The sequence below is a fragment of the Amycolatopsis regifaucium genome (assembly GCF_001613935.1).
In the GTDB taxonomy this organism is placed as follows: domain Bacteria; phylum Actinomycetota; class Actinomycetes; order Mycobacteriales; family Pseudonocardiaceae; genus Amycolatopsis; species Amycolatopsis regifaucium.
The window spans coordinates 1,201,264-1,213,648 of record NZ_LQCI01000034.1 but is presented as its reverse complement, the minus strand read 5'-3'; the positions used below and the strand labels follow the sequence as shown (position 1 = coordinate 1,213,648).

The window sequence follows — 12,385 nt, the reverse complement described above, 5'->3', positions numbered from 1 at the left end:
TGGGTAATCGTCTACCGTGGACCGATGCCGTCCCTGCGAACCGAGGCCGAATCACTCGGCGCGCGGATCCGGCGGTTGCGCAAGGCCCGCGGGCTGACTCAGCGTGAGCTCGCCGAGCCCCGGTACGACCGTGGTTTCCTCGCGAAAGTCGAGTCCGGCAGCCGGCTGCCCTCGGACGACGTCCTGTCCCATCTCGCGGTGCGGCTCGGCCTGACCGAGGACGAACTCCGCTTCGGCAGGCCACCGGGCGCGGCCGAGGAACTCACCGCCGCGCTCGAGACGGCGTACCGGGAGCTGCAGCAGGGCGGTCTCGATGCCGCGGAGCGGGAGTTCTCCCGGATCGAAGACCGGGCAGCCGCGTACCGCCTGCCGGACGTTCGATGCCACGCGCGTTTCTATCTCGGCGAAGTCCGATGGCAGCGGTACGACATCCCGTCGGCGGCCGAGGGATTCGCCCACGCGATGGAACTCGCCGAAGCCGCGTCGCCCCGGCTGCGCGCGATGATCGTCAACCGAGTCGCCGCCTGTCGCGCACTATCGGGGGATTTGGGCGCGGCGGTCGCCCTCGTCGAAAGCGCGCTCGCCGAACTCCGCGCCACCGGCCCCGTCGACCCCGACGCCGAACTGGCCCTGGTGACCGCGCTCATCCATCCGCTCATCGAGATGGGCGCGCTCCGCCGCGCACGGCGGGCCGCCGAGGAAGGGCGGCGCGCGCTCGCCTCCGCCCACCGCAAGGACATCTCCGCGCGCTACCACCGGCAGGCCGCCCAACTGTGGCAGGCGATCGGGTTGATCGACCGCGCCGAAAAGGATCTTTCGCGGGCACTGCGGCTGTTCACCTCCATCGGTTACGACCGCGACGCCGCCCGGTGCCGCTGGGCCCGCGGTTTTCTGTGGCGGCGACTGGGCAAACTCGACGAGGCGCACGCCGAACTGCTGCTCGCCCGCGACCTCTTGGCCAAAGCCGGCTCCCGGGAAGGCGTGCTCGGCGCGACGATCGAACTCGCCGACGTCCGCCGCCGCCAGGGCGCGCTCGACGAGGCCGCCGAGCTGGCCGAGGGAATCCGCCCGCTTCTGGATCGATCCCCCGACATCGAAGCGAAGGCGGAGGTTCTCCGCTTACTGGGACTCATCGCCCGCGCGCGCGGAGATCTGCCCGAGGCGACCGCGTTACTCGAAAAAGCCGCCAACGCACAGGAGAAGTCGGAATTGCGCGGCGCGCTTGTGGCGACCTCTCTGCATTTGGGCGACACGTTACGCGCCCGCGGCCTGATCGAGGCTGCGTCAGCGGCCTATCGACGCGGTGTTCGCGCGGCCGCTATGTCCGATTCCGGGCCGCTGGACTGAAAACCATACGAAAGTCGCCATATATCGCACCTGGCGGGAAAATCCTTACTACACAGGGATTTTATTCCTCACGAAATGATCTTCGCCGGTTCGGCTAGGCCATCCGGCCCATTGACTCCCCCGGTTACCGGCTCCTTTACTCGGACGTGTCCGACGGGATAACTCCAGTTATCTCGGCGGACACGCTCCCCGTCCCCCGCCGTGCTCCCGCTCCGGTCCCATTCCCCGCCGCGCCACTGGCCGTTCCGGGCACACGGTCCTGCCCATGGAAGGTTCCCCATGACCGTTCAACGAGGGCTCAGAACAGGGTTGGCGGCCATCGCCGGCCTTGCCCTGAGCTTGACGTTCCCGGCGACCCCGGCGAACGCGACCACCGCCACCATCCAACCCGCGAGCCCCGATTCCGTGGCCGCGAACGCGGCCGACCAGGCCGCCGCGGCCGGTGTGGACAGTCTGCGCAAGGGCGCCCAGGAGGGCTTCCGCCGCGTCGGGCTGACCCCAGGTGGCGGAGGGCTCTTCTACGCCGCTTACGAACGAACCTATCGTGGCCTGCCGGTGGTCGGCGGGGACGCGGTCGTGGTCGCCGACAGCGCCGGGCGCGTCCGCGGCACCAGCGCCGCGGAGACCGCGACGATCTCGGTCGACACCAAGGCCAAGATCACCGCGGCGAAGGCGACCGAGGTCGCGCGCGGCCAGTTGTCCACAGTGGACAGCGTCATCGCGCCGAAGCTGGTCGTGCTGGCGGGGAACTCCCCCAAGCTCGCCTACGAGGTGGTCGTCGCCGGCACCAAGGCGTCGGCGCCGAGCAACCTGCACGTCTTCGTGGACGGCGTCACCGGCGGGATCCTCCAGACCCGTGACGACGTCAAACAGTCCAACTTCCCCACGCACGCGCAGGGCACGTCGAACGACGTCAGCACCCTGGGCACCGGGAACAGCTACTACGTCGGCAACGTCACGATCGACACGACGAACTCCGGCGGCACCTACACCATGCGCGACCCGCAGCGCAGCAACATCAGCTGTGCGCGCCAGAACGGCTCGCCCTACAGCGGCCCGGACGACAACTGGGGCAACGGCTCCGGCACCGACCTGGAAACCGCTTGTGTCGACACGCTTTTCGGCGTCCAGACCGAGTGGAAGATGCTGAGCGAATGGCTCGGCCGCAACGGTATCAACGGCAGCGGCGGCGGCTTCCCCGCCTACGTCGGCCTCAACGCGGTCAACGCCTACTGGAACGGCTCGTCGACCACCTTCGGCCACTCGCAGGACAACCAGCGTCAGGCCACCCCGATGGACGTCGTCGCGCACGAGTACGGCCACGCCATCTTCCAGACCACGCCGGGCGGCGCGGGCAGCGGCAACGAGAACGGTGGCCTCAACGAGTCCACCGGTGACATCTTCGGCGCCATCACCGAGCACTACGCCAACAACGCCAAGGACACCCCGGACTACGACGTCGGCGAGGGCGTGAACCTGGTCGGCCAGGGCCCGATCCGCTACATGTACCAGCCGAGCAAGATCTCCGGGAACCCCAACTGCTACTCCTCGTCCATCCCGAACACCGAGGTGCACGCGGCCGCCGGTCCGCAGAACCACTGGTTCTACCTGCTGGCCGAAGGGACCGCGCCGGTGGGCAAGCCCGCCAGCCCGACCTGCAACAACACCTCGATCACCGGTCTCGGCATCCAGAAGGCCGCGAAGATCTTCTACAACGGCCTGCTGAAGAAGACCTCCAGCTGGAACCACAAGGCGGCCCGCAAGGCCACCCTCGAAGCGGCCCTCGCGCTGTACCCGGGTTCCTGCACCGAGTTCAACACCACCAAGGCGGCGTGGGAAGCGATCAGCGTCACCGCGGCGAGCGGTGAGCCGACCTCGTGCACCCCGCAGGGCAACGACTTCTCGGTCGGTGTCAGCCCCACCTCCGGCACCGTCCAGCCCGGACAGTCGGCGACCGTCACGGTGAACACCGCGACCGTCAACGGTGCGGCGCAGTCGGTTTCGCTGAGCGCCAGTGGTCTTCCCGCCGGGGCGACCGCGACGTTCAACCCGGCGTCGGTCCAGTCCGGTGCCTCCTCGACGCTCACCATCGCGACGTCGGCGAGCACTCCCAACGGCACCAGCACGATCACCGTGACCGGCACGGCGGCCAGTGGCACGCACACCGCGCAGTACACGCTGACCGTCGGCACCGGTGGCGGTGAGCGGACCTACACCAACGGCACCGACTACGCGTTGAACGACTACGCCACGGTCAACAGCCCGATCACCTCGACCGCGACGGGCACCGCGACGTCGCCGGTGAAGGTGACGGTCACCGGCACGCACACCTGCTCCGAGGACCTGCGCATCAGTCTGAAGGCCCCCGACGGCAGCACGTATTCGGTCAAGGCCACCGGTTCCCTGCCCTGCACCGATCTGGGCACCCGGAACTACTCGGTCCCGGTGACCAACGAAGCCGCTTCCGGCACGTGGACGCTCGTGCTCTACGACGCCTACGCCCAGGACACCGGCACGCTCGACAGCTGGACCATCACCCTTTAGCTCCTCCGTTCCGTGAAGGCCTCCTTGCCTACCTTGAGGGTAGGGAAGGAGGCCTTCACGGAACGCCAGAGAAAGGAACCCCGGCATGAAGTGGGGAAAGCGACTAGGCGCGGCCGTGGTCGGCATGGCCGCCGTACTGGGTGTCGTGACGGCGCCCGCGCAGGCGGTCACGACCGAGACCATCACCGCGGCACCGGACATCTCGCTCGCCAACGTCAAGGCGCATCTGAGCGCCTTGCAGACGATCGCCAACCAGAACGGCGGCAACCGCGCCTCCGGCCGCCCCGGTTATCCGGCGTCGGTGTCCTATGTGGAGCAGAAGCTGCGCGCCGCCGGGTACAACGTGACCCTGCAGACCTGCACCACCTGCGCGGGGTCGAGCCAGAACGTGATCGCGGAGTGGCCGCAGGGCGACGCCAGCCAGGTCATCATGCTCGGCGCGCACCTCGACAGCGTCAGCGCCGGTCCGGGGATCAACGACAACGGCTCGGGTTCGGCTTCCATCCTCGAAGTCGCGCTGACCTTGGCCCGCGAGAACCCCGCCATGGCCAAACGCGTTCGCTTCGGCTGGTGGGCCGACGAGGAGTCGGGCCTGCGCGGGTCCAAGTTCTACGTCAACAGCCTGCCGCAGACCGAGCGCACGAAGATCAAGACCTACTTGAACTTCGACATGATCGGCTCCGACAACTGGGGCTACTTCGTCTATGACGACGTGGCTTCGGTCAAGGCGGTGTTCGACGAGTACTTCAGGACGATCGGCATCCAGACCGAGGGCGACACCGAGGGTGACGGCCGTTCGGACCACGCGTCGTTCAAGAGCGCGGGCATCCCGGTCGGCGGTCTCGCGACCGGTGCCGGGTACACGAAGAGCGCCGCGCAGCAACAGAAATGGGGTGGCACCGCCGGGAGGGCGTTCGACAGCTGCTACCACCGCGCCTGCGACACGCTCTCCAACATCCCGGACACCCCGGTGGAGAAGAACAGCGACGCGATCGCGTACGCGCTTTGGAAGCTCGCCGTCGGCGCCTCGACGGGCAACGACTTCTCGCTGGCCCTCTCCCCCTCCTCCGGGACCGTCCAAGCGGGACAGTCGGCGACCGTCACCGTCAACACCACGACGACTTCCGGGACGGCACAAGCGGTTTCACTGAGCGCCAGTGGTCTTCCCGCCGGGGCGACCGCGACGTTCAACCCGGCTTCCGTGCAGTCGGGCGGATCCTCGACGCTCACCATCGCGACGTCGGCGAGCACACCCAACGGCACCAGCACGATCACGGTGACCGGTGACGGCGCCTCGGTGGACCGCACGGCGCAGTACACGCTGACCGTCGGCACCGGTGGCGTGCGCACGTTCAGCAACGGCACCGACTACGCGCTCAACGACTACGCCACGGTCAACAGCCCGATCACCTCCACCGCGACGGGTTCGGCGACCTCGCCGGTGAAGGTGACGGTCACCGGCACGCACACCTGCTCCGAGGACCTGCGCATCAGCCTGCAGGCACCCGACGGCAGTTCTTATTCGGTCAAGCCGACCGGTTCCCTGCCGTGCACCGACCTCGGGACGCGGACCTACTCGGTCCCGGTGACCGGTGAAGCGGCTTCCGGCACGTGGACGCTCGTGCTCTACGACGCCTACGCGCAGGACACCGGCACGCTCGACAGCTGGTCGATCACCGTCTGACCACCTGAATCAGGGGGCCATCTCACGAGGACACCCGGCCTCGTGGGATGGCCCTCGTGTTTTCACCGGAATTCCGGACAACTTTCCGGTATCTGGTCTAGACCACCCGATCGTCGGTAGCGGGGCCCGGGCGCCGCGACCTATGTTGAGCCGAACGGCCGCTTCCTGTTCAACCGCATTCCTTTTCGAGATGGGAGCTGGGTATGTTCGGTCGCGTCTCACGGCTGCTCGCAATCACCGGCGCGGCGGTACTCGCCGTCACCACCCTCGTCGTCTTGACGCCGGCGCAGGCCTCGGTGGACGCCGACGTCTGCCCGGTCAAATCGAAGCCCGCGGGCAAGGTCCTGCAGGGCTACTGGGAGAACTGGGACGGCGCTTCGAACGGCGTCCATCCGCCGATGGGCTGGATCCCGATCACCGACGCGCGGATCAAAGCCAACGGGTACAACGTGATCAACGCCGCCTTTCCGGTCATCCTGTCCGACGGAACGGTCAAATGGGAGGACGGGATGGACGCGACTGTGAAGGTCGCGACCCCCGCCGAAATGTGCGCCGCCAAGGACGCGGGCGCGACGATCCTGATGTCGATCGGCGGCGCCGCCGCGGGAATCGACCTGAACTCCACCGCGGTCGCCGACAAGTTCGTCTCGACCATCGTGCCGATCCTGAAGAAGTACAACTTCGACGGGATCGACATCGACATCGAGACCGGTCTCGTGGGCAACGGGAACATCAACTCGCTTTCGCCGTCGCAGAGCAACCTCATCCGGATCATCGACGGCGTACTCGCCCAGATGCCGTCGAACTTCGGGCTCACCATGGCACCGGAAACCGCGTACGTCACCGGTGGCAGCGTCGTCTACGGGTCGATCTGGGGCGCCTACCTGCCGATCGTCAAGAAGTACGCGGACAACGGCAGGCTGTGGTGGCTGAACATGCAGTACTACAACGGAAGCATGTACGGCTGCTCGGGTGATTCGTATCAGGCCGGGACGGTTCAGGGCTTCGTCGCGCAGACGAATTGCCTCGACAAGGGTCTGGTGATCCAGGGCCAGACGATCCGCGTCCCCTACGACAAGCAGGTGCCGGGACTGCCCGCGCAAGCCGGTGCCGGTGGCGGGTACATGTCACCCAGCCTGGTTTCCCAGGCGTGGCGCAGCATTCCGTCGCTCAAGGGGCTGATGACCTGGTCGATCAACTGGGACGGATCACGGAACTGGACGTTCGGGCAGAACGTGAAATCGTTGCAGGGACGCTGAGTCCCGCGTCGTGAGTGGTACTGCGGTGATCCGCGGACGAACGACACCTGTCACTCACGACCACCCCCGTCGTGCCACTGGCCGGAAGCCGCGCCCTTGGCGAGGTACCGCGCCAGAGTGTCCGGGGTCGGGTGTGTCCACATGACACTTGCGGGCAGCTCGACCCCGGTGCTCTGCTGAAGCCTGCCTCGGATCGAGATACTCATGACGGAGTCGAGCCCGATGTCGCTGAACGGGCGATCCGGCTCCACCCGCTCCACGGGTACGCCGGTCACCTCGGCGACCAGGCGGCACACTTCGGTCATCGCCGCGTCGTGGATCTCTTCCTCGGGCAGATCACGCAGCGACGCCTGCGGAGTGCTCGTTCGGCCGTCCCGCATCGGGTCAACCGGATCGACGACGTGTTCGAAGAGCGCGCGACGGCCTCCTTGGGGAGGTCCGACCGGACGCACCACGAGTGCGTAGCCGTCATCGACGGTGTGCAAACAGTCCCATACCTGGAGCGCTTCGGTCGGGGTGATGCCGCCGAACCCCTGAGCTTGCATGCTCTGCAGGCTGTCGGCGTTGAGGCGCCCCATACCGGTGTCTCGCCACGCGGTCCACGCGATCGCGACGGTGTCCGTGCCTCGGCCGCGGCGATGCGCGGCCAGCCCGTCGAGGAAGGTGTTGGCGGCGGCGTAGGCGGTGACACCCGGCAGGGTGACCAACGGTGCGGTGGAGGAGAACAAGACCATTTCGTCGAGCGAGCCCGGCGGGAACAACCGATGCAGCACCAGCGCACCCTTGACCTTGGCATGGAGGGTATCGCGGGCGAGCCCCTCGTCGAACGCGTCGACGAGGCAGCCGCGGACGGTGCCTGCCGCGTGGACGACGCCGCGGATCTCCGGCAGCCCCAGCGCTTCCGGTGTGAGGGCGGCCCGCGCCGGCTCGAAGTCGGTCACGTCCAGGGCGAGCGGGCGCACGGTCGCTCCCGCGCTCTCCAGTTCTTCGATGACCTCGATCGCCCGGCGGACGGTGTCGGCGCGCTGCTCGGACCAGCTCGACCGATCGGGCAGCCCGGTCCTGCTCGTGAGCACCAGGTTGCGCGCGCCACGCGCGTGCAGGTGCCGCGCCGCTTCGAGCCCGAGCGCCCCGAGTCCACCGGTGACGAGGTAGGTGGCGTCCGGATTCAGCCGGGTACGCGGAGTCTGCGCGCGATCGGGCCGGGGAACGACACGGGCGGCCCTGAGCACACCCGCGCCGATCGAGAGCCAGTCCTCATTCGGTGGCCGCCGGAGCACCTCGGCGAGACGATCGAGCGTTTCCGTCTGGTCATCGTCCAGATCGATGACGCCGCACCGCAGTTCCGGGTGCTCCGCGGCGATGATCCGCGTCGCTCCCCACAGCGGGCGCTGGGCCAGCGCGGCCTCGTCCACGCACTCACGTGCTCCGTTGGTGAGCACCCAAAGCCGCGTGGATCCGGCCGACCGGATCGCCGCCTGCGTGCTGTGCACCAGCGAAATCAGGTTCCGCACCACCGATTCGTAGCCGGTGTCGATCTCGCCACCCGCCGTCTTCGCCGGAGCCAGGAACAGGATGTCGTGCCGTTGCCCACCTTCGCCGTTCCGCGCTGTCGCGGTGCCGTCGGCGAGGGCGCACTCGACACCGTTTCGGGTGAGATGCCGGACGAGCCGATCCGCGTCAGGCGTGGGCTCCGGCGTGACCAGGGTGACCGAGACGGGTTCGGCCGTCGAGGGCACGGTCTCTACCGGCTGCCAGCTCATCCCGTGCAAGAACACCGGGGGATCGGCGACCTGCGCGCTCTCGGCGTCGACGACGCCGAACCGCAGACCGGTGAACCGTGCCACCGACGTCCCGTCAAGCCCGCGCAGTCGCACGTCGATGGTGTCGGCACTGCCCTCGCGCAGCCGCGCCTCGATGTGGGCCTCGGCGGGAGAAGGGCCGTACAACTCCACGGATTCCACGGAGGCGGGCATCCGGTACACGCCTTTGTCGGCCAGCGGCAACGAAGCCAGTGTCATGGCCGCGTCGGCGATGACCACCCAGCTCGGCGCGCGACCGGCGAGGGACACGGTGGCCGCGACCGACCGCGTGTCGTGTGCCAGGTGATCGACTTGCCACTCGAAGGCCAGCCCGGAGACTCCCAGCGGCCGGAGCAGGTCGAGCACGTGATCGTTGCCGACCGGTTCGTCGACGCCTCTCGCCGATTCGTCACCGGCGACCGCGTCCGGGCGCCAGGTGACCGGTCCACCGTCTCGCGCGGACGTGTGGGTGATCCAGCCGGAGTCGGCGTGTGCGCCCGGGGCCCGCGAACTCAAGACCGCCACACCGTCCTGCACGACGACCTGCACCGCGCGATCCTGTTCCGCGGGCAACGGCGTGCGCAAGGCCACGTCGCGCAGCCGTCGTGGTTCCCCGTTCTCCGGGGAGATCGCGGCGATCAACGTGCCGAGCAGGACCGCCGCGGGCACGATATCCGCGCCGTGGACCGTATGCGGCTCGTCGTACGGACGATTGCCGGGTGCCAGTCTCGTCTGCCACACGGTCGCGGGCGGAGTGGTGGCCACCGCGGTGCGCGCCCCCAGCAGCAGGTGTGAAGCGGCGTCGTGCTCGCCGCCCTGGTCATTGACCGCGTCCGGCAACCAGAACCGCTGGTGCTGCCACGCGGTGAGCGGCAGGTCGGCGCTCGGCGATTCCGGCCAGGCCTTCCGCCAGTCCACGAGCGCGCCGGCGCAGTGCAGCACACCCAGCTGTCCGGCGATCTCCGCCAGCTCCGGTTTGGCACGCCGCAAGGAATGTGCCGTCGTCACCCCGTCCACGCCGACCTTCTCCGCGGTCTGGTCGATGTTCTGCCGCACGATGGGATGTGAGGAGACTTCGAGGAAATGCCGGTACCCGTCCTCCAGCAGCGCCGTGATCGCGCCGGCGAACCTCACCGGGTTCCGCATGTTCCCTTGCCAGTAAGCCGGGTCTCGCGGAGCGGTCGACCGCGGGTCGGTGAGCGAAGACGAATAGAGCGGGAGAAGGGCGGGCCCGATCTTGAGATCCGCGGCCGCTTCGCCCAGATCGCCGAGCAGAGGATCCATGTGGACACCGTGGAAGGCGACGTCACTGGCGACGCGGCGGACGATGTTGCCTTTCCGCTCCCGCTCGGCGGCGAACGCGGCGACCTCGTGCGCGTCGCCGCACACCACGGACCAGCCTGGCGCGGGCTCCACCGCCGCGTCCAGGCCGGCCTCGCCGACGAGCCGCGCCTCGAGCTCACCGAACGGGATGTCCAGCACCACCATGGCACCGCGACCCGCCACCGATTCCAAGAGCGAAGCCCGGCGGCACGCGAACCGCACCGCGTCTTCCCGGCTCCACACTCCGGCGACCGCCGCCGCGGCGATCTCGCCCATCGAATGCCCGACGACCGCGGCGGGCTCGACACCCTGAGCCCGCCACACCTGGGTCAAGCCGAGCTGCATCGCCACCAGAATCGCTTGAATCCGGTCGGTTCTGGTCAGGTCATCGCTCTCCAACGCGGAGATCAGGGAGAACCCCCTCTCTTCGCGGAAGATCGGATCGAACTCCTCGCAAACCCCCGCGAACTCCGCACTGCGCGCGAGCAGCTCCCGGCCCATGCCGACCCACTGGGAGCCATGTCCGGAGAAGACGAAGACCGGCGCGGTCTGTACGCCACCGGTGCGTAAGCGCACCAGGCCGGCGTCTGCCTCGACCGACCAAGCCCGCAGGCGATCGGCGGCCTGGGTCCGGTTCTCGGCGACCACCGCCATTCGCCACGGGAGGTGCGAACGGCGCACCGCGAGCGTTCCCGCCACCGCGTCGAGGTCGGGTCGCTCCACCTCGAGTGCGGTGGCCAGCCGGTCCGCGGACTCACGCAAGGCCGCCGGCGACGCGGCGGACAGGACCAAGGTCCTCGGCCTGCCGTCGCGATCGTCCGACGGTCCGGCCGACACCGGATCGCCCTCTTCGAGGACGGTGTGCGCGATCGTGCCGCCGTACCCGAAACTCGAGATACCGGCCAGCCTCGGCCGGTCAGGGCGGCGCTTCCACGGGGTCGCCTCCGCGACCACCCTGACCGCTCGCGACGTCAGGACCGCCGGGTTCACGCCCTCGCCGACGCCGACCGTCGGCGGGATGGCCTCGTTCCGCATCGCCAAGACCGCTTTGATGACACCGACGACGCCGGCGCCCGCTTCCAGATGTCCGACGTTGCCTTTGGCCGAACCGATCAGCAGCGGCTTCCCGCCCGATCGGCCGTCCCCGAACACGGTCGCCGCGGCCGAGGCCTCCACCGGGTCCCCGAGGGGTGTACCCGTTCCGTGTGCCTCCAGATAATCGACCGCCGAGGGGCTGATTCCCGCGCGGTCGTAGATGCCCCGCAACATCTCTATCTGTGCTTCGCCATTCGGTGCCATGATGCCGTTCGTCCGGCCGTCCTGCCGGATCCCGGACGCCCGCACCACCGCCAGCACCTCGTTGCCGTCACGCCGGGCGTCCGACATCCGCTTCAGCACGACGACGGCGGCTCCTTCTCCTCGCCCATATCCGTCAGCCGCGGCGGAGAAGGGCTTGCTCCTGCCATCCGCCGCCAGCGCGCCCGAGGCCCCCAGCGACAGTGTCTGGGCTGGAGCCGCGATGAGATTGACACCGCCGGCGATCACGACTTCGCATTCGCCTGCCCGCAGGGCTTGGGCGCCCAGGTGCAGCGACGCCAGCGCCGACGAACAGGCGCTGTCCACGGCGAAACTCGGTCCATGAAGGTCGAGAAAGTAGGACACGCGGTTGGCGACAGCGCAGTAGCTCCCGCCGATACTGCTCCAAGGCTCGATCTGTTCGGGGGTGGCGAGCAGCATCTGCCCGTATTCACCGCCACCGACCCCGATGATCACCCCGGCGTCGCTCCCGGCCAAAGTGGAGGGTGCGATTCCCGCGTGCTCCAGTGCCTCCCACACCACCTCGAGCATCAAACGTTGCTGAGGGTCCATGTAGACCGCCTCACGCGGCGTGACACCGAAGAATTCGGCGTCGAATCCCGCTGCGTTCTCCAGGTAAGCGGCACGACTGACCGCCCCGTTTATCGCCGCCGAGGCAGCCGGGCCGGACGCCCGATACGCGGCCCACCTCCCCTCGGGCAGGTCGCCGACCACTGAACGTCCTTCGACCAGGCATTGCCACAACTCGCCGGGTCCACCGATTCCGCCTGCCAGCCTCAATCCCATGCCGACGATGGCAACGGCGTCACCGTCATACGCGCTCGAAGCAACCATTGTTCGTCCACTCTGAATAGAAGACCGAAGGGGGTTCGCCACAATAAGAAATCAAGATCAGGAATCGGTAGGAACCACCGGAAACAATTACCGGTAACCTCACTGAGCATCCGAACACCTCGCCGCGGCGCGGCACAAGCGCTCACCTCACATCGAGACTTTCGACCAGCGGAAATGCCCGATCACCCATGACCCGGCGGTCCTCGTTCCGGGACTGGTTTCTCGTCGCCGTGGCGGGCGAGGAAGTCGTCTCGGCGTGCTCGGCCGTATCGTTC

At 68.3% G+C, this 12,385-nt stretch carries 5 protein-coding genes; 4 read left to right on the top strand and 1 reads right to left on the bottom strand.

The window, feature by feature from the left end:
• The first annotated feature begins 24 nt into the window (after window positions 1-24).
• The 4 genes from AVL48_RS29750 to AVL48_RS29735 all read left to right on the top strand — a co-directional run bounded on the left by AVL48_RS29750 (window position 25) and on the right by AVL48_RS29735 (window position 6,834).
• A complete protein-coding gene (locus AVL48_RS29750; RefSeq protein ID WP_082857793.1) occupies window positions 25-1,347 on the top strand; it encodes a helix-turn-helix domain-containing protein in 1,323 nt (440 codons plus the stop codon).
• Between the two features lie 279 nt (window positions 1,348-1,626).
• The gene (locus AVL48_RS29745; RefSeq protein ID WP_143104651.1) at window positions 1,627-3,891 is read left to right on the top strand and encodes a M4 family metallopeptidase; all 2,265 of its coding nucleotides are present in this window, start codon (window positions 1,627-1,629) and stop codon (window positions 3,889-3,891) included.
• Between the two features lie 85 nt (window positions 3,892-3,976).
• A complete protein-coding gene (locus AVL48_RS29740; protein WP_061988427.1) occupies window positions 3,977-5,575 on the top strand; it encodes a M28 family peptidase in 1,599 nt (532 codons plus the stop codon).
• A gap of 203 nt (window positions 5,576-5,778) precedes the next feature.
• On the top strand, window positions 5,779-6,834 hold the full coding sequence (locus AVL48_RS29735) for a chitinase (RefSeq protein WP_061988429.1): 1,056 nt from the start codon (window positions 5,779-5,781) through the stop codon (window positions 6,832-6,834).
• A gap of 50 nt (window positions 6,835-6,884) precedes the next feature.
• On the opposite strand, the gene AVL48_RS29730 is transcribed toward AVL48_RS29735, so the two are convergent.
• Window positions 6,885-12,110, bottom strand: coding sequence for a type I polyketide synthase (locus tag AVL48_RS29730; protein WP_063816589.1), 5,226 nt, complete (start codon window positions 12,108-12,110; stop codon window positions 6,885-6,887).
• Window positions 12,111-12,385 lie beyond the last annotated feature (275 nt).